Genomic DNA, 24,586 nt, shown 5'->3' with positions numbered 1-24,586 from the left:
GCCGATGACAGGCGTCTCATCGTTGAGCATGCCCACCGCGACATGGAAAGCCGCGTGGCGCACGGCAAGCTCTGTCTGAGCCCCTGGACCGGGGGCAAGCGCTTGATGGACGCTTGCGTTTATCCATCCATGCAATCACAGGAGTACTGAGATGAATGCCATTGCCAATAAAGTCGTTGTCATCACGGGCGCATCCAGCGGCCTCGGCGAAGCCACGGCGCGTCTGCTTGCCGGGCGCGGCGCGAAGCTCGTGCTGGGCGCGCGCCGTCTGGACCGGCTGGAAAAACTCGCCGCCGACATCATTGCCGCAGGTGGTGAAGCCATTGCGGTTGCTACCGACGTTGCCAGGCGTGCCGACGTGGAGAACCTGATCAAGGCGGGACAGGACAGGTTTGGCCGCGTCGATGTGCTGGTCAACAACGCCGGCATCATGCCCATGGCGGCGATGTCGAAGCTCAAGGTCGATGAATGGGATCGCATGATCGACGTGAACATCAAGGGTGTGCTCTACGGCATCGCCGCGGCGCTGCCGGGCATGCGTGCCAACGGGAGCGGGCACATCATCAACCTGTCGTCCGTGGCGGGTTTGCGCGTGTCGGCGGGCGTGGGCACGGTGTACAGCGCCACCAAGTTCGCGGTGAAAGCCATCAGCGAAGGCCTGCGTGCCGAGGTCGGCCCCGAGGGCATCCGCGTGACCACGCTGTATCCTGGCGCGGTTGCCAGTGAACTCGTGAACGGCAGCAGCGACGCCGATGCCGCTGCCGGGATGAAGGCGTTCTATGAAGCCAACGAAATCCCGTCCGACTCGGTGGCCCGTGCGGTGGCCTACGCGATCGAGCAACCGGCGGACCTATCCGTCAACGAGATCACCCTGCGGCCTACGCGGCAGGAGTTCTGATACCGCAGGGGGCAACCCCTGTCCCGTGAAAATATTCAGGGAAATATATGGCACGAGTAATAGTAATCGGCGGGAGCGGCCATGTCGGGAGCTACCTGGTTCCTGCGCTCGTTCAGCGTGGCCATAATGTGGTGAATGTAAGCCGGGGGCTGGCGAAGCCGTATCGTCCGCATTCGGCGTGGAACGAAGTCGAGAACGTGTTGCTTGATCGTGCGGCCGAAGAGAGAAGCGGGAGGTTTGGGAGAAGGGTTGCCGATCTACGACCCGATATTGTCGTGGACATGATTTCTTTCGACCGTCCCAGCACGCAGCAAATCGTTGAGTCCCTTCGTGGAAAGATAGAGCACTACCTGTTTTGCAGTTCGATCTGGGTTTATGGCGGTCTCGTCACGATCCCGTCGACCGAGATTGATCCACCCAATCCCATCGATGCTTACGGAAAGGGGAAAGCCGAAAGCGAAGCCTGGCTTATGCGCGAGGCGCGCATTTCGGGGTTCCCCTCAACATGCTTTCGCCCCGGCCATATCGTCGGCGAGGGCTGGAATCCCATCACTCCCCAAGGCAATGCGAACCCGGAGACTTTCTCGCGCATAGCTCGTGGCGATGAGCTGGTGTTGCCAAATCTCGGACTTGAGATGGTTCACCATGTCCACGCGAGCGATGTCGCACAGTGGATTATCTGCGCCATCGACAATCGGACGGCTTCAATCGGTGAAGTGTTCAATACCGTGTCTAACCAGGCTGTGACGTTGCGGGGCTATGCGGAAGCTGTTTATCAGTGGTTCGGCAAGGAGCCGCGCATCGCTTATCAGCCTTTCGATGAGTGGATTTCAGGGCTTGGAGAATACGCGGAAAACACTCGTGGGCACATCATCCGCAGTTCATGCCATTCGATCGAAAAGAGCCGCCAGCGTCTCGGCTACACCCCCCGTTATACAAGCCTGGAGGCGGTGTACGAGGCGATCCAGGCGCTGATTGCGGATGGAAAGGTAACCGTTCCTGGTTCGCCAGGAGAGTCGGAGGGACTATAACTGCATGCTGCAACGTCGCCGCTACCGTCCAGAACGGCAACGCCGACGCCAACCTTGTGGCTATCACGCCAGTCTTGTACTGTTGGCACCCGCGAGTTCGGCCAGCAACAGGTTCTCGAACCGGGTGTCCTTGGGCGGCCGCGGGGCCAACTCCGGGTGGCGGGCCTACCAGGCGTAGGCCTGGGGGGCTTCGCCACCTGGCCCCGGCCAGATCTCGTCGAGCCGGGCCAGCGTCTCGGCCGGGAGCTTCACCGACGGTGCCTTGAGGCTCAGGCGCCACTGTTCCAGCGTGCGCGGGCCATTGATCGCAGCGGTCACGACCGGGTTGTGCAGCAGCCAGGCGAGCGCCACGACGGCAGGCGCCTCGCCCAACTCGGCGCACAACGCCTCATAGGCCTCCAGTTGCGGGCGGAACTTCTCGATCTGCGCTTTTAGCCGCGGGCTGGCACGGCGTCCTTCCGTGAAAGTCTGGTTCAGCACGCCGCCCAGCAGCCCCTTGCCGACCGGGCTCCAGGGGATCAGGCCGATGCCGAAGTGGCGCAGGGCCGGAATCACCTCCAGCTCGATGGTGCGCTGGGCGAGGTTGTACAGGCTCTGCTCGGACGCCAACCCCAGCAGGTGGCGGGAGGTCGCCGCGCTCTGTGCCGTGGCGATGTCCCAGCCGGCGAAGTTGCTGGAGCCGACGTAGGTGATCTTGCCTTCACGGATCAGTTGCTCCATCGCCTGCCAGATTTCCTCCCAGGGCGTGGCCCGGTCGACGTGGTGCATCTGGTAGAGGTCGATATGGTCGGTCTGCAGGCGCTTGAGGCTGGCCTCGCAGGCGCGGCGAATGTGATACGCCGACAGGTATTTGTCGTTCGGCCCGGTGCCCATCGGCTGATAGACCTTGGTCGCCAGCACGATCCTGTCGCGTCGGCTGCGGTCCTGGGCCAGCCAGCGGCCGACGATTTCCTCGGAGATGCCGAAGCCCTTCTCCATGTCCGGCGACTGCGGCCCGCCGTACACGTCGGCGGTGTCGAAGAAGTTGACGCCCGCGTCCAGGGCTTCGTTCACGATCGCGAAGCTGGTTGCCTCGTCGGTCAGTTCGCCGAAGTTCAGGGCGCCCAGCGCGATCGGGCTGACTTTGAGGCCGGTGCGGCCCAGGTGGCTGTAGTTCATTGCGTGGTACTCCTGAATAGCCCAGGGCGGGATCGTCCCGCCCTGGGCCGCTTCATTGGTCGTCGCCGGTCGTCGACTCGGCGAGCGGGCCATAGCCCGGCCGCTTAACGAGGCGCTGACCGGCGCCTTCAATATCGGGGCCATAGACCTGCTGCATCCACTGCTGCGCTGGCACGTCCTCCACCGCGACGGAGACGGCGCCAGCGTCAAGTGCCAGGACATCCATCATGGCGGCGGTCAGGCGGTCGGCCAGTTCCCGCTTGGTGGCTTCACTGCGGCCTGCGGCCATCTTGACGATGAGGTGAGGCATGGCAGGTGTCCTTGTCTGATTGAAGTCTGTCGGCCCAGAGGCAGGCAAACGCTGCCCACTGGGGCGTGCCGAGGATCAGTGCGCCGTGAACCCGCCGTCGACTGGCAGGCCGACGCCGACCACGAAGCTCGCGCCCGGGCTGCACAGCCACAGCACGGCGGCGGCCGCTTCATCGGCCCGCCCCAGGCGGCCAATGGACTGCTCCTTCAGGATCACCTTCATCGCGTCCGCCTGACCCTTGAGCATGTCCTGCACCATCGGGGTGTCGATGGTGCCGGGGCAGATGGCGTTGATGCGGATGCCACGGGGCGCGTACTCCACGCCCGCACTCTTGGTCATGCCAAGTACGGCGTGTTTCGATCCGTGATAGGCCGCGCGCTCGGGAAGGCCGACCAGGCCGCCCAGCGAGGAGTTGTTGACGATCGCGCCGGAGCCTTGGGCGCGCATCACGCGCAATTCGTGCTTCATGCAGGCCCATACGCCGAACTGGTTGACCGCGACCACGCGCTGGAAGCTCTCGACCGGCTCGTCTGCTGCGTCGCTCGGCGGCACCTGGATGCCGGCGTTGTTGAAGGCCATGTCGAGCCGGCCGTATTCGGCAACGGTCCGGTCGACCGCGGCTTTAATCTGCGCTTCGTCGGTGACATCGCAGGCCACGCCGATTGCGATGCCGCCTTCATCGACGATCTTCTGCGCTTCCCTGGCCGCCAGCGCTCCATCGAGATCGGCCAGCATCACGGACGCACCGCTTTGTGCAAAGGCACGGGCAGCGGCCAGGCCCATCCCCATCGCGGCGCCGGTTACAAAGGCAACTTGCCCCTTGAAGTCATATGTTGGATTCATGTGTGTGACCTTTCCTGAGTGTTCGGAACGATGTCCACTGCTTCAGGAGATACGCGCTCCGTGCGTCATGACCGCGGCGGCTCCCAGATGCGCCCAATGGGCGGCGGCAGTGGGATTGACTGATTCAAAGCCGATATGTTCGTCAATTTCAGTCCCATTGAGTAGCTAATGAATGGTACAAGCCCATATAAAATCAGCTCATCAATATTCGATCTCAAAGCACACGTCTAAAAACGGCGTGCCTGTTGAATGACCGGGCAAGCCCGGCACTGCCTCACTGGGCGGTCGCCAGTGCGCGTGCGGGATGGGTCCGCAACCACGTCGCGATGGGCACGGTGCAAAGCGCGAGAAGCGCCGTGATGAGGAAGATCCGGGACAGCCCGATCCCGCTGGCCAGCAGTCCCAGCAGAGGTGCAAGCAGGCCGAGCGCAAGATCGATGAAGGCGGTATAGACCCCCATGGCAAGCCCTCGCGCATCCGCGGGTGCCCGTGCCACCGCTTCGATGCCCAGACCCGGGTACACGAGCGCATAGCCGAAGCCCGCCATGGCCGAGCCTGCAAAGGCAAGCCATGCGTAGGGAGACAGCCAGATCAGGGCCAGGCCTGCACTCTGGATGACGACGAAAACCATCGCGGTGCGCGCACCCCCGAGGCGGTCCGGCAATGGGCCGAAGAACACCCGTGCCGTCATCAGCGCCACGGCGAATGCGGTGAACGACAGCCACGCGGGTTGCCAGCCCTGCTCAACGAAGAGCAGCACGCCAAACGCCGTCATGATGCCGTAGCCCACACTGGAAAAAGCCATCGCGAGGCCAGGTATCCAGACCGCTTTGAGGACGTGCCCGGTCGCCTTGCGGCTTTGCGGTGCGGGGTGGGTGGCTGGAATGGACACGACGAGCAGCCACGTGCCCACCGCGCCGATCAGCGTTGCCCAGCCAATCGACGCAAAGCCAAAATGGACGAGCAGAGCACTCCCCAGGGGTGCGCCCAGGGCGAGTGCCATGAACATGGCCGTGCCGATCCAGGCGATCATCTTGCCGACGTTGCCGGCGCCGCCGAGCGACAGGCACCAGCTCTGCGCGCCGATCATGATGAAGCTCTCCGCACCTCCGAGGAGCACGCGCCCAACGATCAGGATGGAGATCGACAGCAAGGGCTGGCCGACCGCCAGCAGCGAGACGAGATAAAGCACCCCCGGCGAGCGCCGCCAGCAGGAGGCCCGTCGTCACGGCGAACTTCGGCCCATGCCGGTCGGAAACCGTCCCCGACCACAGGCGGCACAGCAGCGCGGCGGCGAACTGTGCGCCGGAAACCAGCCCGACCGCGAAGGTGCCGAAGCCCAGATCGTCATGGATGTGCAGCGGCAGCGCCGGCAGTGCTGCGCCGGTGACGAGAAACACGGCGAAGACGCAGGACATCAAGGACAGCAGCGTGCGGTCGCCCGGCGAATCCGGGGGATTGGGCATCGCGGTGGAGTTTGTAAGGGCCGGCGCACACGCCAGCCTTGTTCACGCAGACGCGAGCCGGTGCGGCGGCGTCCATCGTAGTGGATTACTGTTTCTTGCCAGACAGGCTTGCCACTTGCCGGGCCAGCGCTTCACGTGCACGGGCGGCCATGCTCGCGTCCACGCGGTCGGCCAATACCTGGGTGAGCTGGCGCAACTGGCCTTCGGTGAGGCCCACGTTCATGCTGATGCGCATGTGTGCGAGCAACTGCGGTTCCGCGCCCGGCAGCGCCGAGAGCATGCTCACGGTGGCCAGTTCGCGGTTTTGCCAATCGAGGTTGTCGCGCTCGAAGATGTCGCCGAACAGGTGCGCCCGGAGGTATTCGTTGGCGGTCGGCGCGAAATCGAACAGTGGACCACCCACCGGGCCGCCCGACAGCCTGGTCTGGTTGGCCGTTCCGGCTGCCATCAGCGCGTCACCCTTCGGGATCGGGCGGCTGGGCGCGCTGCCGGGGGCGTCCTGGATGCCACGCTGCTTGCGCGCCTCCACGACCTTCATCAGCTCGCCCAGGGCGTTGAGGCTGCGCGGAAAGCCCGCGTAGGCGTAGAGCTGGATCAGGACTTCCTTGGCGTCGCTTATCGTCAGACCGGCATCCAGCCCCTGGTTCAGCGCGGGGTTCAGCTTGGCGATGTCGCCCGCAGCGGCAAAAGCCGCGACAGGCACGATGGCCTGCTGGCGGGCGTTCAGGGTTTCGGAAGCGCTGGGCGTCGATTGGGATTGGGTCATGGGCTGGGTTTCCTTGTCGTTGGCTGCGTGTCCCAGTGCTGTGACCAGGCTCAGGGCCACGGCCAGTGCACCGGCATGAAGCTGCGTGCAGCGGGTCTTAGCGGGCGTTGTATTGCTCATCGGTCACTTTCTCCATCCAGGTGACGTTCTTGCCATCCACCGTGCCGGTCACGGCCAGATGCGTCATGGCGGTGCCGGGCGCGGCGCCGTGCCAGTGCTTGACACCAGGCGGGCACCAGACCACGTCGCCGGGGCGGATGACCTGTACGGGCTTGCCCCATTCCTGCGTCAGGCCCACGCCGGAGATCACCACCAGCCGCTGGCCTGCCGGATGCGTGTGCCATGCGGACCGAGCGCCGGGCTCGAAGGTCACCAGGCCGCCGGAGGCGTTGATGTGCTGGTCGGCGGGCCAGACCGGATCGATCCGCACGCGGCTGGTGAAGTAGTCGGCCGGGCCGGGGGCCGATGGCTGTTCCCCGGCGCGTGTGATTTGCTGCGCGTCAGCGCGCTTGCCGGTCTGCGGCTCGGTAGAGAAGGCCAAGGACGCCTGCAGGGTGGCGGCGAGCAGCGCGAGTGTCAGGGACGGGCGCATGAAAAATCTCTCCTTTCCTGGTTGCAAAGTGGTAAACCGCGCGGGGGCCTGGTCAGGCTCCTTCGGCAGGCGGCGCGTTGCGGTCACTCCACATTGCCGTCCGACACTTCCTGGACGAAATCTGAATCTTCGTTAATTTACGTACCGTTGAGTAGGTGATGAATCGTGAAAGCCGGTATAAACAGCGCTCATGAATGAACTTGCTTCAGACATTTTCCCTGTTGCAGCAGGGAAAATGTATGGGTTATTTGGCGGGATTTCATTCACGACTGCTGTCGGTCCTCCGAAAGCAACTCGTTGGGCATATCCGCGAACAGCGCAGCCCCATCGTCGACGGCGTTCCGGTCGGGACATCAAGCCCTGATGTGGTGTGTTCTGCCCGTGGCGCGCCCATGCGCCGGATCAAGAGCCCGTGCGGCTATTTAGGGGACACGACGTTTCGTGCGGGATGCCGTCCCGTGTTGCCCGATGCGGATGGTGTGCCGGTAGCACGGGACACAAAGACATGGGTACGGGAGATTAACGGTGGCAAGGCCTGAGCAATGGCTTTTGCCTGCTACCCTGCAGCCACCTGCAGACTATCGGTCTGCTCGTTTTCAGACGGCGGGCGTGGTGGTAATGGCGACGGCTTCGTACCGCGGACGAAGCGCATCAGCGCATCGTCGGCCTCAATGATGGCGTGGGCGGGCGCGGTATCCAGTTGCCGGTCGTGCAGCACGAGAATCCGCTCGAAGAACGGATACCCATTTTCATCAAGATGCCAGGCGTCGGTATCGACGCCGCGGCGATTTGCGGCTTCCATGTGCTGCTCGGCCGCATGAAACTGTGCCAGCGGCAGCTCGCCATATCCGGCACGCCGAAGAAACCACGTGACGTACATCGCACGCGCCAGATCGACAAGGTTCTCCCGGCGTCCCACGCCGAGACGGACCGCCGCCAGGGCGGCGTGAAACCTCAGCGAACGGGCACGCGCCGCTTCACCCGGCAGAGGAAGCAGCAACGCGCGCGAATGGCGACGCCGACTGCCGTTTCGATGGGGAATGGATCTGGACGCGCGGGACATGCGAGAGGGACTGGGAGCGTAATGTGCTTCGCGGCATGTGCAATTTTACGCCAGTCCGATATTGCCGTTCCTGAAAGCCGAAGCGAGCCCGCGCCGGACAGGCGCCATTCCGGTTCGCCTCACAGCGTTCGACCGGGGCTTGCGCAGCCAGCCCGCTTCGCGGTACGGTACGCGCTTGCAGGAAAACCCGTCACCCTTCAGGTAACCGTCCGTGGGATCACGACCGGTCATTATTCATCGTCAGAGGAAGCAGGACATGAACAAGCAGGAACTCATTGATGCCGTCGCGTCGTCGACGGGCGCGAGCAAGGCCGTCACGGGCGAGGCGATCGATGCGGTGATCGGGGCGATCACGAACGCAGTGGTCAAGGGCGACACCGTACAACTGGTTGGTTTCGGCTCGTTCAGCCAGGGCAGCCGCGCAGCACGCACGGGGCGCAATCCGTCGACTGGCGAGGAGATCAGCATCGCCGCCGCGAAGACTGTGAAGTTCACCGCGGGCAAGGCGTTCAAGGATGCGGTGAACGGCGCCCGCAAATAAGCGGTGCGCCTGGCGATCCCTTTAGCGGATCGTTCACCGGTTCGTGGCGCGCAGGAGTGGGGCGCCTGCGAGACGCGCCACCGACGCGATACCCTGCTGCTGGATTTCCGGGAGCGCCAGACCGGCGTCGAACCATCCGTTCGACTGGCTGATCACGATGTCGGGCCGGTCCAGCAGCGTTCGCCAGTGTGGCCACCAGAGCAGGTCCTCATAGCAGAGCGACATCGCAGCACGCCGGCCCGCGATCGTCAGAAAGGGCTGGGTGATGTCGCCTCTGATTGCGCTGATCTGTCCGCCGGGCCGCCATAACGCGACCGGGACAGGTTGCCGGCTGTCCCTCCGGCCGCGTCCAGCACCCGTGACCACCGCGCTGTCGGTGTAACGGAAGGGCGTCGTGTTCACGCCAATATCCATTCCGATCACGAGCGTCTGCCCGGCCGCGCGCATGCGTTCGATATCTGGGCGCCACCATAACGTCATGGCCGGACGCCACAGGCCTGCGATTTCTTCGGGCAGGATCACCACGCGGGCGCCGTCCGCGAATGCACGCTCAACGACGGCCCGCAACCGCAGCGTTCGCGCGTAGAGAGACGGAAAGGTGGACTGGTCGAAGCGACCGAGCGCTGTATTCACAGCGGTCCATCGGACAGGTGAGTCGGGTGACGTCCACTGCCAGTGGGCACACATGGACAGCGCAGCGAGCAGCGCGCCTGCGAGCCACACTTTGCGGGTCCATCGCGGTATGCCTGCTACGCCGAGCGCAGCCATACCGAGGACCATTCCAGTGAGCCGCCAGCCTGGATACAGCGTACTCGCCACATGGAGCGGAGAGAGCCACCCGATGATGCCAATGGGGGGGACGGTGACCGCCAGTGCTGCGAGCGCCACGCGCCACGCATGGTTCATTGCTGAAGCGGCCGGACCGGGTTTCAGTATGGTCCACGGAAGTGCCAGCACGAGGGCCTGCAGTAACCAGCAGGCGATGCCGAGTGTGAACGCAACGGGCGCTGTGAGCTCCTGGTAGCCCCCGAAGAATCGCTCGCATACAACCGGAATATCACGCGCGCCTGTGAGGTAGTAGGCGGCCCAGAGCGTGAAGCAGGCAAGACGGCCGCGCAACTTCGTCCAGGCGGCGGGCAGTGCGAGCAGCACGAGGGCATCATGCCCTGGATACCAGGCGAATACCGCAACGATGACTCCAATGGCGGCGGCGAACCCGCAATGCGAAAGCGGGATTCCGGCTTGCTGTACGACTACGGCCTGAACCCGTGACAACAACGGAATCTTCTGCATGACGGTCAGCTCGCGGCGTGATGAAGCGGCGACAGGTGCTGCCGCAGTCCCGAGTCGCGCTGCTGGCGTGACCGATCAGCTGAAGCGATCGTCAGCATCCCATATCGTTGTAGTTTGCAACCCCATCTTATGACATCCGCAATCAGCCTGAGCGTGCTTGCGTCACGCATGGAAAAAGTAATGCCCCTGTCTCTTTCGAGAACAGGGGCAGCGTAGATTGTTTGACGGCAGCAGGGAACAAGGTCGTCATGCTCCCGGTTTGACCGCATACAGATAAAGGTGCTTAACGTCGACGCGAATCTCCAGAGTGCACCCGTCATGGATCACCCGGTCAAAGACCGCGTCGTCCTGACCAAGGTACTCCGCGAAATCGTCACCGCCGAATCCCTCGTGAGCACGGCACCGCCACTCACGAAACGGCACCGTGTCGGGGTTGCATCCAACGGCATACGCGATCGGTCGCGGCATCACGTTACCAGAAGCCTTACTGTTTTTAGACAGCATGCATACGCCCTGATTCTTGATGAGAACCACGCGACAACCGTGGGATCTGGCTTCGATGAGCACAGGACGCAGATCGGAAGCGTTGAAACAGATCATGATGATGACCTCCAGAAGTTGGTGAAGTCGAAGCGGGTCGTCGGACCCGCGTGCAGACAAAGGGAGGGCTGCCGGGTCACCGCGCCATATGGAACGATGAGAGCCCGCGGAGCCTGTGGTGTCGGCTATTCCTGATTGATGAGCTGACGGGCGAGGGCGACTTCAATGCTTTCACCACCCTGGTTGAGGATGTCGAGACCGGATTCCGGCATGTCGCCGGAGGTCGACTGCGAGACCGCGATCTTCTGGCCCATCAGCTTCAGGCAGCGCATCTGCGCCGTGCCTTCGTAGCCGAGGAAACGCACCGTCACGTCGAGGGTCTGGCCAATTCGCCAGCTTCGCCGTGCCGCCTGTTGCAACGTGTAGACGTTGTAGCTCGACTGGAGAAAGGCGATGGTCGGAAATTCGAGCAGATCGAGTCCGGTCTTGACCAGCTCGGGGTTCGTGATGATGACCTCTGCACCACGCTCGAGCTGATCGGCGACCCAGTCCTCACGTTTCTCGGCGGGAACGCTCGCGCGAAGCACCGAAGCCCTGACACCGATCGCATCGAGCAGGTTCTTCAGCCGTACCGACGTATCGCGGGTGCCGGTATAGGTGGTGTAGACCAGCGTACGCCGGCGGTTCAGCAGTTCGCCGCGAACGAGCCGCAGCAGTTCGGCTTCCTTCGGTCCGGGTTGATCGTCACGCAGCAGGGCAGGGACGCTGGCGAGAATCCGCTTCGTGCGTGGGTGTCGCACCAGCTCCGGACGGAAACAGCATTCCGGCCACGCGAGCAGCGCGTTGAGCACGACACCGAGCAGGCTCTTGTCGCCGCAGCGCAGTGCGGCACGCAGTTCCGTCGTAAGCGTCGATTCGAGCGATCGATACGCTGCGGCCATCTCTTCCGACAACGCGACCGGCAGCAGGGACTCGTCATAAGGCGGCAGGACATTCTGGCCGATCTGCGAGAGCTTCAGGAATGCCGTGTAGGGCACGACGTACCGCATGATGCCCTTGGGTCCGAAGCCGGGGCCCTTGACCGTCGAGACACTCTTGCGATCGCCCTTCGCGGTGCGGTGCGAACCTTCGTCGACCTGCTTGTGAATATCGATAAGCACGCCATGTTCACGCATGAAAGCCATCGTAGCGGCCGCCATCGAGCCATTGCTGTTGTAGTTGAAGCCGTCCTCGATCAGCATCGACGGATTCAGGCGGTACAAAAGATGAAAAAGATCATCAGCGTAGCCGCCCATCAGCGTGCCGGTGAGCAGCAGGGTTTTCGATGCCTTGCGGGCGAGGACGCCCATTGCCTGACCCTGGGCGGAATTCTCATTCTTGTACTCGTGACCTTCGTCGGCGATGAGCAGGCCAAAGTAACCCTGCGGGAGATAGCGTTTGACGAACTCCGACGCCTGATAGCCACCCTGCCCGAACGAGATTTCAGTGTGGGCCAGCGCGCGCTCCATGCGTCTGGCCTGCCGGTCGGAGAAGACGAGTTCTCCGCTGTCGTCCATCAGGTTGATGAACTCGAACACATTGTCCTGAAGCATGTCAGCGAGCATCGATTCGCCGAAACGCGAGAGCAGGCGTTCGGCGGTTCTCTCACCAACGGTGGGCATCTGCAGCAGGGCGCCTTTCACGAGCTCGCGCATCGATCGTGTGCCCTGGCCTTTGGGCGCCAGGGTCCACAGTCGCTCGCCGCAACTGCATGCGCGGCGCTTTTCGTTGAGCGCGGTACGGGCGAGGCTGGGTGTCAGCGGATTGCCGTCTTCATCGCAGACGAACTCGCCGCATGAAGGGCAGCATGCAAAGACGCGCGTGATCGCGTCGGTTTCCATATCGAGTGTGGCAACACGGCGCGCGCAGGCAGGCTTCCAGTCGAATCCCATACGCATGCGCACGCGGCCGAGGATAAAGAACTCCGGCACCGAAGGTTTCGAACGCATCACGCGCAACTGCAGGAGCTTGCGCAACGTATCCGGGCCGTTAAGGATCCAGACGCGCGCGCCCGGCACTGTGGTCCTGATTTCACGCCGCCACTTGTAGACAAGATGAGGGGGCGCGATGACAAGGGTGCGCGGAAAGCCGCAGTGATGCAGCAGGACGGCTACGCCGATACCCATCAGCGTTTTGCCGGTTCCCATTTCCGCATTGATGACACCACCCGGTGCGTGCTGCGTGAGCAGTGTCGTGATCGCATGAATGACCTCGCGTTGCGCCGGAAACGGCTGGCGTGAGAGGCCATCGAGCAGGACGTCCCAGTGTGCGGGGCGTTGGCCGTCGTAGATGGAGGGATTCTGCTGACGTACAGCGTCAAGCAGGCCGGCACCAAAGTTCGAGATGAAATCCGGCAACGCGATGATGGACGTTTCGCCGGTTGATGCTTCACCGGTCGATACTGCATCATCGGTCCCAGCGGAATCGCTGGCCGGTTCGGTTACTAACTGGAGGGTTTCCATGGAAGACCTCATCAGGTGAAGAGGCACGGGCAGACATCGCCCCGAGGGGGCGATGTCTGCCCGCGCGGGTTGAGATAGGAATGGAGGGCGAAGCTCAAGTTGGGTGGTAGTTACTCAGGATTGCTACTGGTATCCTGAAGCAACGTGGCCAGCTGGATGGTGAGCGTTTCTCGCGCTGTGCCATCGCTGATACCGGCAAGCGTTTTTCTCACCATCGTGGCGAGCATCGCCGTGGCGCCGTCGATGTCATCGGCAACCAGTGCTTCGCGAAGTCCACTTCCGAATTCGATCGGCTGGTGGCTGTCGCCGTAGTGGATGACCTCCCGGCTGATGAAGGCACCATCGCCGCCGAATTCGAACAGGCGAGGCTTGCTGCAGTGCCAGCAGCCTTCGAACTGGATAGCGCGCAGGCCGTGGCCATCGTCGAAACAGAGCGCTATCGTGAATAGCGCTTCGAGGTCTGCTGTGTCTTCGAATGGATGATGGTCGACGAGGTTGTTGAGGCCGCCATCGTTATCGATGCGGAAATGCCTAGCCAGCAGATGCAGCAGGGTGGCCAGGGGGACGTCATCTTCCTCCGGGCAGGGGAGGTCGAGCTGCGCAGCGAGACCCATCAGCCCGTTGCGAATGTCGCTCCATGTCGGATCACTGGTTTCCGAGATCCGGGCGATGTAAGCGTGGCCGTTGCCAGGCCAGTCGGGGTCGAGCAGGAAGGTACCGAAGAGCGCGGAGATGACAGGGGTGACATGATCCAGCATGAGGACGCCCGTGCCGTCGTAATAGTTGTTGGCCCGTGATGTGCTCCATAAGGCGCGGGCGACGCGTCTCGCCCTGGAGACGCGCACGTCTCGCAGGTTGAGAAAAAAGATCGGCCGGCGAAGGCCACTGGGATCACGCCCGAGCGAGTCAGTCAAGCCCGAGCGAACCGTTGCGAACGAAGCCGGAAATCGCTTCGGCAAACGAGTCCGGAAGTGCGATCCAGGATGCGTGGATACGCCCGATGGGCGCGTGGGGTGTCTGGTCAAGGCTGTTGACCAACCGTTCTCCGAGTGTGCCGAGGACCAGTGCACGCCAGTGCGGCAGTAGCGGTAGCGGACTGAGCTGTTCGATCAGGGACCATGTGCGGGCTTCGAGTGACTCGACGTCGTGCGCCTGGGTTTCGCAGTCGATCAGCAACCACGCTGAGCCGGTGGCCTTCGACGGGTTGAGAAGCGCTTCGTCATAGATCCACGTGTGAACGAGATTGCCGAACAGGTTGTCCTTCGGCAGGCGGCCGCTGTACTTGTCGAGCCGCCGTGGATCGCCGACGGGAACCGTGGCCAGTGTCTGACCGGTGTCGGGATCGAGCAGGGTGAGCTGGCGGATACCGCCTTCCTGGATACCCAGATGCAGCGACGCGTAGAGTTGCTGGACGGCGCCATCACGGCCGAATACGGAAATGAAGGCGAGTTCGCCATCGGGGGCACGCACGCAGGCATCGACGAAGATGTCCTGCAGTTCCTTGACTGGATACAGCATGGGGTGCTCCAGCATGAATGTCCGGAGCACCTGCCGGGTGCTGGCCCGGACGGGTTGAGGGGAAATTCCGGGGCTTCCCGAAAGAAGCCGCAGCCGCGCAGACGGAGGCGCCGGAAAGAAGCTGCGGAGGGACAACGGAAGGTGTCGCGTAACGGGCGACGACGGGTCAGCTACCGGCAGACCAGCGGTGTATTCATGCTGTGAGTAGGACCACGGAAATCGCTTTCCCCGAACGTCGCTCGTGACGCCCCGGGAAAGCGCCCTGGACAGGCGCAGAAGAGATTGAAATGCGGGATTGAAATGGCGCCGGCCGGTCAGCAGGCTGTCAGCGTTTCCAGCAGCGCGCGAAGCTCACGCGCCTGGCCAACCGTGAGGGTCAACGTCAGCAGGGCATCGGGATGCCACGTCCCGATCGACGTTGCGAGAGGCAGGCGGCTGTCGACAAGGCGGGCCAGTGCGAGCAGGCATGGAGCAGCGCTCCGCAGCTTCGAGGGGGCGACCGATTGATGGGCGGGCGGCCAGGTGTTGACCGGCGTGGCATCGAACTGCACGCTTTGCCCGTCGATCTCTTCATCGTCGTCATAGAGCAGCGGTCTGTCGGGGGTGTCGTCCCAGAGCGTACCGGCCTTGTATGCCGCATGTGCTATCGCACACGCAGCGCCGGAGTTCGCCGCCCGGATGCCGACGACAATCCGGTGGGTGCGATCGAGGCTGTAGCCCACCATGAAGGCGGTAAGCGGTGTGTCAGTCATGGTGCATGTCCTGTCATCACGGAACCCGCCCCTGCGGGGCAAGGCCCCGCAGGGTTGAAGAAGGGATCCGGTCTAGCGGATCGTGACGATGCGCCCAAGATTCGGGCCGGGTGTGAAGTCGATGCCAGCGATCGTTGGAACGAACCGGTCGCGCATCAGGATCGTGGTCCGGATGTCGCCCTTGTCGGTTTCCTCGACCTGGACCTCCTGCTCCTTCTGCTTGATGGTGTCGCCCCGGATCAGCAGGCGCGTGCCGTCGGTGCCGGTCACCACACCGGTGATCTGACCGGCCGCAAGCGCGAGAGCCAGATGCCAGTCGGACAGATCGCGTAGCGGCCGGCGCGGCACGACTGCCTTAGAAGCGAACATCGTGGCGAACTGCGGCCAGAGTGTGGCGCCCTGCAGGCGTTCCAGTTCGTGCTCAAGCTGCGGCGCATCGATCCGGGTAGACATGAACGCGTGCTCGCCGGCGGTCGAAGGAATGCAATACGGGGCTGCCGTCCAGTGCCCGGGTAGTTCCGGTGGCAACTCGCCTTCGGTGATACGGGCGAGGCGTGTCGCCAGCGCGCTGTCCACGCCATCGGCGCGCCGTTTGACACCGAAGAGGACGATCTGTTTGAACGTCTGGTCGGGCGCGAGGAAGACCTCGACATGCGTGAAGTTGCGAGCGATCATGGTCGCGAACTCGCGATCCATGACGTAGTACGGCACGATCAGCACGAGCACGCCACCGAATGCGAGCCACGGGACCGTTTTCAGGTAGAAGAGCTTCTCGAGCCGGTTCGGCTGACGCTCGCCGGTCTGCGCCTTGTCGGACACGACGTCGCCGTAGGGCGGATTGAGGAACAGCAGGCCCATGCTGCGCGCCGTGATGAACATGTCGTGGACGTCGGTATGCGCCACGGTATCCAGCACGCCCTTCGCATACCAGGCCCGCTCGCGGTCGTATTCGACGCCGAACGCCCGGATGGCATCGGGAGTATCCGAAAGCGCACCGAGCGCGTCTTTCAGATCATGCAGCGCAGCCCCTTCGCCGCAGCAAGGATCGAGTAACCGCACCGGACGATCAGGATCGGCCAGTGCAAGGGCGGGAATGATCCGCCCGAGCGTGACGGCGTCAGTCGGAAAATAGCCGTTCCTGATGAAATTTCTGGCGAGGCGGGGAAAGATCAGGGCCATGTGAATCTCCTTGGGAGTGCAGACGGATGGGTGTGGCCTGCGACGGAAGTCGCAGTACGCCCGCAATCGGGAAATCAGGTTTTCAGCCAGGTCTGGGTGGAGGCCTGCAACGCATAGCCGAACGCGCGAAGCTGGTCGCGCTGCTGACGGAACACGCCCCGGTCGACGGTAGGGTCGAGCTTCACAGGGTCGCCCGCGACGATGGCGTCGGCCAGTTCGGTGCCGAAGAAGTCGGGCAGATACAGTTCACCGGACTCGCTTCCAGCCTGAGCGGTGACGGCTGCTTCATCCGCGCGCGGTTTGGCTACCGTGTCTGGCACGCGTTCCTCGTCCACCGGATCCGGTTCGGTCGAGGCGGGTACCTGCCCGGTCTCGCTGAACGGTTCGTCGTTGTCGAGCTGGACGTCGGCGAGTCTTGCGCGGATCTCGACGGTGACCTTGCCGTACCAGACGTAGCTGTGCGGGTAGATCCTGTCGATGAGAAACGTGCCGGTGTACGCACCGGGCTCGAACTGTTCGAGGAGCTTGTCCTTGACCTTGAACTCGCCGACGGACGTCGTGAGTTCGCCGACCTGGAACGGGCCGTTGCTGCCCCTGATGGTGCGCACGTCGAGCGTGCCGGAAAGGGAAATCATGATGCCTCCACGAGGTGAGGCGGGAGCGTCCCTGGCGGGCATGGCGTCCCACCGGTTGGGAAAGATGGGGTACGGACGAATTCCGTCTGCCCGCTGTCGGATGTCGATGGTGGGCAGGCTGCCGCGCAGACAGTGGCGCCGGAAGTTGGCTGCGGGTGTCGCCTGACGTGGCGACGCACGGATCTGCATCGGGCAGATCAGCAGGAAACGGTCATTCCGGGCGGGCGAGCGTCGCACGCGCCTGGAATGACGCCTGGCATGGGGGCCAGGCGCAACGGAACGGCAAAGATGACTACCCGGCGGCTTGCGGAGCAGGTCCGTCTGCATGCCGCTGTCCGGTGATGTGTCGGAAGAGCTGCGGCGGAAAACGGAAGAGCCGGCCGCCGCTTTCGACGATCCACGTGCGGCGCTGCCGGCGGACGACGACGGCCTGGTCGATCGACAGTCCGCTGAGCGTCAGGACGTCGCCCGGAGTGAGCGAGCGCGAGCGCGCGGCATGCCATGCACGGACCTGATCACGCCATCCGGGTGAGGCAGGTGGAACCAAGTCGAGATAGGCCAGAGGACACGAGTAATAGAAGGGCTCCATTTCCTCGCACATATCCTTGTAGCCCCAGCCTGCGCAGCCTTTATCCCACGCGAGCAGATCGCAGCCGATGTAGCGGAACGGCGGTTCATCCGGCCACGCAATTTCCCATACGGTCCAGAGCACGTTGCCACTGGTACAGTGCCGCAGGCAGCGGCGTGCCGTACCGCTGTGTTCTTCGTAGCGGGTCAGACGTTCGATCAGTTGTGAGCGGGTCTGCCCATGACCAAAGAGCCATCCCATGATGCACCTCATGAAGTGAAGCGGCGCATCGTTCCCAAGCGGGGCGATACCCCGCGGAGAATGCACCGTTGTGCCGGTGCGGGTAAAGGAGTGATGTGAGTCGGCGATGCCGCGGCAGGGGCGCGGTTACACCCGTTGCTGCGAGCGAAGGTCGCGACCGATGACGGTGCGTACCGAGCTGATGATGAAAACCGTCCAGTCGGCGAAATACCGGTCATCGAATAAGAGCGCGCCGGATGTGAGTCCGAGCTGGACCGGTAGTGCGAACCTGCCCGTGGGCACGTGACCGCCAGGCCCTGCGATGACTTCCATGTCGGGAAAGAACAGGCGGCCTTCGAATGGGTCGAGGAATTCGAGTTTCAATTCGCGCGCCTCGACCACATGGCAGTAGCGCAGCCGGCCATCAGGGGACCGTCGAAGCCCGGTGCGAGCGACGTGCTGAACGGTTCGTCGCGTCCATTGAAGAGGCCGAGATAGAGGCCGTCGGGAAGATTGACGTTCTGGTCCGTATAGTGCGGCAGCGATCGACCGTCGCGACACGCAAAGACCGGCTGCGGCGAATCGCTATCCTCATCGGACCAGCTCACGGCATGGCCCAGAATGCCTGGCTCGGGCAGGGCGTATCGCGCGCCGGATGGCCGGGGAGCGAGGAGCGCACAGGTTGACATGGTTGTCTCCGGGAAGAAACGCGGAGACGCGCCCCTGCGGGCTGCGCTCCGCAAGGGTTGAGGAGTGGACGGGGTCAGTCGATGGCGGCGAAGATCTCGCTCGACTCCGGGTGAGTCGATACGAAATCGAGTAGCCCGTAATAGAGCCGCGTGAAGGTCTCGTCTTCGGTTGATCATGCCATTGCATTGAATGCGAAGAGCGTCGCGACGATGCCCGCCGCATCGGGGCTCATCTCGCCCGTATAGCCGTTGCCGTCGCAACTGATCGGCAGCGGACCATCCGTGCGCGGCGCCATGTAGAACGCGCCGTTGGAGAGCTCGACATAGTCCCAGGATCCGCCGCGGTAGGTATCACACAGGGTGTCCATCGCAGCGTACACGGCGTTCTCGCCCCAGATCATGTACCTGCCGAAAAAGCGAGGCAGGATTTCCATGCGACGCTCCTCGGGCACCAGCGTGGCGACGATGGAACGGGTTTCAGCAGTCTGATTCATCACGTCCTCCAGAAAAAATGCGGAGGACGGTTTCCCGGGCGGGGAAAGCATTCCCCGCGTGGGTTGAACAGCGCGATTGCAATAGTGCGGTGGTCGGTCGGCAGTCGACCGGCTCGTGAGGTGATAACGACCGCGGCACGTCGCCGCTATCAAGGGTTTTCGAGATCGTCGGTTAGCCGCGACCACTCCTCGGCCAGTTCCAGAATCGATTCGGGCACGTCGTTGACGGCTTCTCCCGTGTCGAGGCTGACCAGGTTGTGGCCTTCGCCCGGTATGGCTCCGGCGTCGTACTCCATGCGGTAGCCGTATCGGGCGAGCTCCTGCTGGATCTCGTCACGGCGATCCGGAAAGGGTTCGCAGGGCGGTACTGGATGTGTCATCGTCTGCTTCCTTGAAGGGTTGAAATGGTTCGATGCGTTGCGTGCATCGGCGAGGTGGGGGGAGCTAAACTGGACTGCCACGTCATCCGGCCGTCGTCATGCGTCGACCCTGCATTCCGTTTCGCGCAGATACCGTCGCTGGTTACCCTCGCTGAAGATGACCGCACGGTCATGGATGAAATCGAGTAGTGACCACCACCACGGTTCCTGTTCCAGCACACGATGCTCGTCGCCTGTTCCGTTGTTGCCGGACAGATGCACTTCGATACAGCGCTCGCACGCCAGCATCTCGCGGACCATCGGCAGTTCGCAGCGGCGTGTACGGGCGGCCACGATGTTCAGGTGCGACAGATCCAGCGCGTAGGGGATGCCGGAGTCGAAGAGGGTCCGGTATTCGTGCCAGTCCGAGATCAGGTTCTGGTTGTTGCGGGTCGGATAATGGCCTTCAATGCCGGTAACACAGCCGAACAGCGCGGTGGCTCGCCGTGCGTTTTCAAAGAGTTTCGACAGGGTGCAGCGGTCGCGTCGTCCCGCATGCGCGGTATAGGCCGGCGCGCGTAGCGACCGGCTGCGTGCCGCGAGTGTCTGCCAGTACGGGTCGGGTTCGCTCCAGTCAGCCCAGTCCGCAATACGTCGTGCAGGCATCACGCGCACATTGGCGTGAAGGCGGAAGCGGATCTGCGGGAACTGGCGGCACAGGTTTTCAGCGAGTTCCTGCGTGAGGACGCCCTGGTTCTGCGGACAGAGTTGAACGTGATCGAGGGCCAGCGTACCCAGTAGCGGTTCGCGTGACGGCCTGCGGATTGCTGCCTCCAGGGCTTCCTCGAAACGTAGTCCAGGCCATGCGGCCAACGATACGTTGGCCCGCCGAAGATGGGACGGGTTCATGACGTACCTCCGTCGGACGCAGGGTGAGCGCAGCTACCGAAGGTGTACGAACTGTCGATGGTTCTGGTGAAGTTGTCGCAATGCACCAGGCAGGCACAGGCGTCGGCGTAAACGATGAACGTTCCGCTGCCACCCTCGTTGTTTTCCCAACCGCTGTGGCCGGCAAGTTCGATGGCGTCGTAAAGCAGGTCCTCGATGGCATCGTCGAAGGGGCGTTCCTCGATGTCTGTCGTCAATTCTCCGCCAGACGTGGCGGATGCGGCGGGCCTTGTGCCGGCGCAGGGTATCGCGATCGAGGCGGGTGGCATGCCCGGTACGCCGGGCCATTGCAGCGTGATGGTTTCGACATGACCTGAATCGCCATATCCCGCGTATTCGACGGTCACGGAACGGGCGCCGACGGAGCGCAGGACGGTGCCGACAGCGTCGAGTGAGGTGGCCAGTTCGCTGTCCGGGCCGAATTCGTGCGTGGACTCGTTTGAGTCCTCGATGTTGTCGTAGTGTTCGAGGGTGGCGGTGCCGTCGGGGAGTAGCGTGAACGTGCCGCCACCGCCTTCGTTGTTTTCCCAGCCATCATGACCGGTAGCGCTGACAGCGTTCCAGACGAGGCTTTCGAACCGGGGGTCGAAGTCGGGGTCACCCAGGCAGTCGGAGGTGGTCGGGTTCAGTCCGGTCGTGGCGTCCATGCTCTCCTGCGGACTGGCAGGCCACTGTATCGTGATTTCAAAATGGTCTCCCGAATCGCCGTAGCCGGCATAGGCCGCCGTGGCGGACACTGCACCAGCGGCGCGCAGGACCGTCGAGAGATGGGCAAGATGGGGATTGAGGTCCATGAGAACTCCCGGTGTAAGAGGCGGGAGCCTTCCGCGGGAAGGTTCCCGCGAGGGTGAAGAGGGTAAGGCAGGTCGTGCGATGGCTAGCAGATGCGGAAGCCTCCGCAGTCGCGCAGGAATGCCGCGAAGTTGCGGACGTTTTCCACGCTGAACGGATAATTCGTTTCGAAGTTGGGCCGGCTGCCCGCTCCGCCGCAGGCATTGCAGGGCAATTCGCCGGGTCCAGTGGCGGGCGGTGTTGCCCGCTTGCCCGTGGCGCCGCAGATGGCGCAGGGCTCGGGAGGGAGAGAGGACAGATGTTCCTGGCGCACCTCTTCGTAGGCGGCCGTGTGTTGTGTCCTGATTACGGATTCGAGGCGTGCTGCGAGTGCGACCGAGGCGCGGTCACCGAGTCCCCAGCCGTCGTTCGAGTGTCCCAGGTTCCCCCTGGGGATGAGATCGGGAGCGACGAGTTCGCAGTACTGCCAGAGCGGGCGCCACCACCAGATGTTGTTGCGGAAATATCTGCCCGTTTCCGAGACGGGCGAGCGGCCAATGACGTCCATACCCATGGTCATGCTCCCAAAGGGTTGGAGTGGACGGCCAGGTGTGTCCGTGCCGGACATGGAACGACGGATTGCAGGATGCACATCGGATGCTCCTTGAAGAAAAAGGGGCATCCGGCCCGTCGGGCGCGAACGCCCCAACGGGGAAGAAAATCCGGATCTGGCGGGTTCGCCAGACGCAGCCGCGCAGACAATGGCGCCGGACAGGACTGCGAAACGTGTCGCCTCACGTGACGACGGACGGGCCTGCAACTGGCAGGCCGGCAGTGAAGTGGTTATCCGTCATTGACCGGAGCGGTGAATCACGGATAACGCCTGGCAGGTCGTGAGCTGCCAGGCATCTGTCTGGACCGGCACGAGCTGTCCGGTACAAACGGCGCGGCGTGACGGGGCCGCCGCGGACCCGGGCGGGAATCGACGGGACGATACCGGCTTTCCGGAGCGGCTCGGAATATGTCGTTCCGGAAAGCCGGCTGAACAGCCCGGCGTGGAGAGGAGTCCCCGTGCGGACCGGGGACCATGAGGTTGCCGCTTACCGGTTGCCGGCAGCAGGCTGACGGACGTTGCCACCGCCCTGACGGCGCAGCGGCGGGTAGCGGTTGGTGCGCTGCGCGGCGCGTCTGGCGGTTGCGTCGGTTGCCGGTGCGCCTTCATCGGAGTCTTCATCCTCGCGCCCGTCGACCGGTTCTCCGGCCCCAGGGGCGCCGCGGTCATCGCGATGTTCCATCGATGGCTCACGCCCGTCGACGATTTCGCGAGAGGTATCGGCACCCGCTTCGGTGTCGTCGCCTTCGTCGCGCCAGACTTCCTGGCCGTCGACCTTGATCCAGAAGAGCTTGAGAAGACGTCCCTTCAGGACGGCGCCCGTTTCGCCGGCACGGTTGCCGGTGCGCTCGAACGTACGGATGTAGTGATCACCGGAGCGGAAGGCAACGAGCACCTTCGCGTCCGGATCGTTGGCGTCGTCCATGACGGAGCGGACTGCCTCCTTCGCCTTCTCGCCGGAGACGATCAGGTCAAGAGGCAGGTAGACGATGCCGTTTTCGACATTCGGATCGCCGTGAAATGCCGAGATGGCACAGGCGAGGAAGGGCCTGGCCTTGCTGCGGCCATTGCCACGGGCGGTGACATCGCGGACGCGGGACAGATACCCGAGACCACGCAGGTGAAGATCGAAATACTTGCGGGATTCGACAGGCTGGTTCATGACGATTCTCCGGAACGAAAAAAGGGGAATCGCCAGTACCCGGGTCGGGGAGTGACAATTCCCCGGACGGGTCAGCAAGGAAGCTTCCGGTCAGAAGACCTGCGGCGGTCCAGACGACGGGACGAAGCATAAACCGCAAAAGGTGTCGCGCGAGCGACGGTACTGCAAAGGATGCTGGACGGCCTCCAGTGGGCAACTTCAATCGTGAATCCTAGTCACCGGTGCAAAAAAGTCAAGGCAACTCTATTTAAAATTATTCGTAGTCCATATGAATATACCAGAGCTCAATTCAATCTCACGATAGGCCACGCTGTGTCACCGCCAGATTCGTACCGGGCTCGTCGCGGGTCATCTATCCAGACGATAGATCAGGTGAACGCGAGTACCGCGGGCAGCGCGCAGATCTCAGTGCATGCCCAGATCTGCCCCGCGCGGTGAACGTATAGGGAGACGGGGCACCGCTGGACCGTCGGTGTGGTTATGGATTCTGTTTGCGCGGGCGACGCTTGCCCGCGGCCCGGACATTCGTGGTCAGGGTGATGGCTTCATCCATGAGATGCTCCAGTGCATCCTGCTGGAGCGGGGTGAGTACCGAGAGCTTCTGATGGATGCGCATTGCGCGGTCGGCCGGGCCGGTGGCGGTTTCCCCCAGAAAATCCGACAGCCGGCACTCAAGAATGCCGGCGAGCTGGGCAAGGCGTTCGAGGCTGGGGGACGTCACCCCGCGTTCGATGTGAGAGAGCGATGCCTGAGCGAGGCCAGCCGCTTCGGACAGCTGTTCCTGGGTCAGGCCGAGCGCCTTGCGTCGGGTTGAAATCGCCTTGCCGATTGCCTTGACCAGTTGTTCATGCTCGCCTTGCTGCCTTGTCACTGCCGCTCCCGCCCTGAAAATGCGCCAAGTGTGCGTGGACAGGCGAAAGCAAAGAAGGACTTGAAAAATAATAATATGTGTAATACGTTATATTCTGAAATGCCGGCCAGACTGGAGTGTGGCTTCCGGCCGGATTCCGGATTGAGTCAGAGGTCTGTTCGAGTGGACTGTTTTGGCTTGTATCCGTGAGATTGGGGGCTTTGGCGGGAACCTGCAGTGTAATGTCACGTGAGCTCATCAGAATGTCGGGTATCTTTCTGATTCGTTCACAATATCGTGTTAGCGAGTGCTGGATACCGACCGTGACAGCCGGTATTCCAGTCCGACAAAACTTCTTGCCCGACGGGGAGCGCGGTGAGCCAACCGGTTACCAATCTTGAGCAGCTGCTGGCGTCGATGCAGCCGGAGTTGAATGAGGGTGCCTACGTCTTTTCGTCAGTTCAGGCCGATACGGATGTATCGCGTCTTGCCCCCGTTGCAACATTCCGCGAGCGAGAGGGGTTGACGGTCATCGTTGACGAGCAGACAGCATTGCGTGAAGGCCTGCCGGTGCTTTTTCGCGCAGCCTGGATCACGTTGACGGTCCACTCCGATCTGGAGGCCGTTGGGCTCACCGCGGCGGTCGCCGAGGCGCTGACCCGCGCCAGCATCAGTTGCAATGTCGTGGCCGCCGCGTTTCACGATCACATTTTTGTGCCGGTCGAGCGTGCGGCGGACGCACTTGCCCAACTGGCTGGACTCCAGGCAAGGGCGGCGCAGGCTGCCGCGGGATGAGCGCCGAAGAT

28 protein-coding genes and 2 pseudogenes are annotated in these 24,586 nt (G+C 63.1%); 4 read left to right on the top strand and 26 right to left on the bottom strand.

The features are described 5' to 3' along the window. Positions 1-151 precede the first annotated feature (151 nt). Together QM685_RS18495 and QM685_RS18490 are read left to right on the top strand one after the other, a co-directional pair. On the top strand, positions 152-898 hold the full coding sequence (locus QM685_RS18495; RefSeq protein ID WP_415117935.1) for an SDR family oxidoreductase: 747 nt from the start codon (positions 152-154) through the stop codon (positions 896-898). A gap of 47 nt (positions 899-945) precedes the next feature. Then, a complete protein-coding gene (locus QM685_RS18490) occupies positions 946-1,929 on the top strand; it encodes an NAD-dependent epimerase/dehydratase family protein (RefSeq protein ID WP_415117933.1) in 984 nt (327 codons plus the stop codon). 165 nt (positions 1,930-2,094) lie between these two features. Here QM685_RS18490 and QM685_RS18485 read toward each other — a convergent pair whose 3' ends face one another. The 8 genes and pseudogenes from QM685_RS18485 to QM685_RS18450 form a co-directional block, all read right to left on the bottom strand. Next, entirely contained in the window at positions 2,095-3,087 is a 993-nt protein-coding gene (locus tag QM685_RS18485) for an aldo/keto reductase (protein ID WP_415117931.1), read from the bottom strand. A gap of 52 nt (positions 3,088-3,139) precedes the next feature. Further along, entirely contained in the window at positions 3,140-3,397 is a 258-nt protein-coding gene (locus tag QM685_RS18480) for a tautomerase family protein (protein ID WP_415117929.1), read from the bottom strand. Between the two features lie 75 nt (positions 3,398-3,472). Next, the gene (locus QM685_RS18475; RefSeq protein WP_415117927.1) at positions 3,473-4,240 is read right to left on the bottom strand and encodes an SDR family oxidoreductase; all 768 of its coding nucleotides are present in this window, start codon (positions 4,238-4,240) and stop codon (positions 3,473-3,475) included. Between the two features lie 274 nt (positions 4,241-4,514). Further along, on the bottom strand, positions 4,515-5,432 hold the full coding sequence (locus QM685_RS18470) for an MFS transporter (protein ID WP_415117925.1): 918 nt from the start codon (positions 5,430-5,432) through the stop codon (positions 4,515-4,517). A 52-nt stretch (positions 5,433-5,484) separates the two neighbouring features. Continuing rightward, a pseudogene (locus QM685_RS18465) lies at positions 5,485-5,658 on the bottom strand (arabinose transporter); the annotation flags it as partial. A 133-nt stretch (positions 5,659-5,791) separates the two neighbouring features. After that, the gene (locus QM685_RS18460) at positions 5,792-6,592 is read right to left on the bottom strand and encodes a carboxymuconolactone decarboxylase family protein (protein WP_415117923.1); all 801 of its coding nucleotides are present in this window, start codon (positions 6,590-6,592) and stop codon (positions 5,792-5,794) included. Continuing rightward, positions 6,570-7,064 (bottom strand): cupin domain-containing protein, encoded by a 495-nt coding sequence (locus tag QM685_RS18455; protein WP_415117921.1) that lies wholly within the window; start codon positions 7,062-7,064, stop codon positions 6,570-6,572. The genes QM685_RS18460 and QM685_RS18455 overlap by 23 nt, the downstream gene beginning before the upstream one ends. Positions 7,065-7,620: 556 nt before the next feature. Continuing rightward, positions 7,621-8,064, bottom strand: a complete 444-nt coding sequence (locus QM685_RS18450; RefSeq protein ID WP_415117919.1) for a hypothetical protein — start codon at positions 8,062-8,064, stop codon at positions 7,621-7,623. Between the two features lie 295 nt (positions 8,065-8,359). Between QM685_RS18450 and QM685_RS18445 the strand changes: the two genes are divergently transcribed. Beyond that, a complete protein-coding gene (locus QM685_RS18445) occupies positions 8,360-8,668 on the top strand; it encodes an HU family DNA-binding protein (protein WP_415118196.1) in 309 nt (102 codons plus the stop codon). A 33-nt stretch (positions 8,669-8,701) separates the two neighbouring features. Here the strand turns inward: QM685_RS18445 and QM685_RS18440 are convergent, their stop codons facing one another. The 18 genes and pseudogenes from QM685_RS18440 to QM685_RS18355 form a co-directional block, all read right to left on the bottom strand. Further along, positions 8,702-9,961: a conjugal transfer protein TraB gene (locus QM685_RS18440; protein WP_415117917.1), complete on the bottom strand. Its 1,260-nt coding sequence runs from the start codon at positions 9,959-9,961 to the stop codon at positions 8,702-8,704. A gap of 246 nt (positions 9,962-10,207) precedes the next feature. Continuing rightward, positions 10,208-10,561 (bottom strand): DUF3085 domain-containing protein, encoded by a 354-nt coding sequence (locus tag QM685_RS18435; RefSeq protein ID WP_415117915.1) that lies wholly within the window; start codon positions 10,559-10,561, stop codon positions 10,208-10,210. 125 nt (positions 10,562-10,686) lie between these two features. Then, positions 10,687-13,002 (bottom strand): SNF2-related protein, encoded by a 2,316-nt coding sequence (locus QM685_RS18430; protein WP_415117913.1) that lies wholly within the window; start codon positions 13,000-13,002, stop codon positions 10,687-10,689. 110 nt (positions 13,003-13,112) lie between these two features. Further along, positions 13,113-13,760, bottom strand: a complete 648-nt coding sequence (locus QM685_RS18425) for a hypothetical protein (protein WP_415118194.1) — start codon at positions 13,758-13,760, stop codon at positions 13,113-13,115. Between the two features lie 148 nt (positions 13,761-13,908). Next, on the bottom strand, positions 13,909-14,520 hold the full coding sequence (locus tag QM685_RS18420; RefSeq protein ID WP_415117911.1) for a hypothetical protein: 612 nt from the start codon (positions 14,518-14,520) through the stop codon (positions 13,909-13,911). A gap of 314 nt (positions 14,521-14,834) precedes the next feature. Continuing rightward, the gene (locus QM685_RS18415; protein ID WP_415117909.1) at positions 14,835-15,272 is read right to left on the bottom strand and encodes a hypothetical protein; all 438 of its coding nucleotides are present in this window, start codon (positions 15,270-15,272) and stop codon (positions 14,835-14,837) included. A 72-nt stretch (positions 15,273-15,344) separates the two neighbouring features. Next, positions 15,345-16,451 carry a DUF6094 domain-containing protein gene (locus tag QM685_RS18410; protein ID WP_415117907.1) on the bottom strand — a complete coding sequence of 369 codons (1,107 nt, stop codon included), beginning with the start codon at positions 16,449-16,451 and terminating at the stop codon, positions 15,345-15,347. 74 nt (positions 16,452-16,525) lie between these two features. Next, on the bottom strand, positions 16,526-17,086 hold the full coding sequence (locus tag QM685_RS18405; protein ID WP_415117905.1) for a DUF3275 family protein: 561 nt from the start codon (positions 17,084-17,086) through the stop codon (positions 16,526-16,528). 292 nt (positions 17,087-17,378) lie between these two features. After that, positions 17,379-17,915 carry a hypothetical protein gene (locus QM685_RS18400; RefSeq protein ID WP_415117903.1) on the bottom strand — a complete coding sequence of 179 codons (537 nt, stop codon included), beginning with the start codon at positions 17,913-17,915 and terminating at the stop codon, positions 17,379-17,381. A gap of 126 nt (positions 17,916-18,041) precedes the next feature. Then, positions 18,042-18,278: a hypothetical protein gene (locus tag QM685_RS18395; protein WP_415117901.1), complete on the bottom strand. Its 237-nt coding sequence runs from the start codon at positions 18,276-18,278 to the stop codon at positions 18,042-18,044. Continuing rightward, positions 18,275-18,583, bottom strand: a complete 309-nt coding sequence (locus QM685_RS18390) for a hypothetical protein (protein ID WP_415117899.1) — start codon at positions 18,581-18,583, stop codon at positions 18,275-18,277. The genes QM685_RS18395 and QM685_RS18390 overlap by 4 nt, the downstream gene beginning before the upstream one ends. 74 nt (positions 18,584-18,657) lie before the next feature. Further along, positions 18,658-19,077, bottom strand: a pseudogene (locus tag QM685_RS18385) (antirestriction protein). A gap of 149 nt (positions 19,078-19,226) precedes the next feature. Further along, positions 19,227-19,457 carry a hypothetical protein gene (locus QM685_RS18380; RefSeq protein ID WP_415117897.1) on the bottom strand — a complete coding sequence of 77 codons (231 nt, stop codon included), beginning with the start codon at positions 19,455-19,457 and terminating at the stop codon, positions 19,227-19,229. A gap of 96 nt (positions 19,458-19,553) precedes the next feature. Next, positions 19,554-20,345, bottom strand: a complete 792-nt coding sequence (locus QM685_RS18375; RefSeq protein WP_415117895.1) for a hypothetical protein — start codon at positions 20,343-20,345, stop codon at positions 19,554-19,556. After that, a complete protein-coding gene (locus QM685_RS18370) occupies positions 20,342-21,178 on the bottom strand; it encodes a DUF6878 family protein (protein ID WP_415117893.1) in 837 nt (278 codons plus the stop codon). The genes QM685_RS18375 and QM685_RS18370 overlap by 4 nt, the downstream gene beginning before the upstream one ends. Before the next feature lie 83 nt (positions 21,179-21,261). Next, entirely contained in the window at positions 21,262-21,729 is a 468-nt protein-coding gene (locus QM685_RS18365; protein WP_415117891.1) for a hypothetical protein, read from the bottom strand. A gap of 526 nt (positions 21,730-22,255) precedes the next feature. After that, entirely contained in the window at positions 22,256-22,930 is a 675-nt protein-coding gene (locus QM685_RS18360; protein WP_415117889.1) for a DUF3577 domain-containing protein, read from the bottom strand. Positions 22,931-23,408: 478 nt separating this feature from the next. Then, positions 23,409-23,801, bottom strand: a complete 393-nt coding sequence (locus QM685_RS18355; RefSeq protein WP_212173990.1) for a helix-turn-helix domain-containing protein — start codon at positions 23,799-23,801, stop codon at positions 23,409-23,411. 354 nt (positions 23,802-24,155) lie between these two features. Between QM685_RS18355 and QM685_RS18350 the strand changes: the two genes are divergently transcribed. Then, a complete protein-coding gene (locus QM685_RS18350; protein WP_415117886.1) occupies positions 24,156-24,575 on the top strand; it encodes an ACT domain-containing protein in 420 nt (139 codons plus the stop codon). Positions 24,576-24,586 lie beyond the last annotated feature (11 nt).

This window comes from Paraburkholderia sp. (genome assembly GCF_047605525.1).
Classification (GTDB): domain Bacteria; phylum Pseudomonadota; class Gammaproteobacteria; order Burkholderiales; family Burkholderiaceae; genus Paraburkholderia.
Note: the sequence above shows the minus strand (reverse complement) of the source record. Positions and strands in the feature narration are given on the sequence as shown.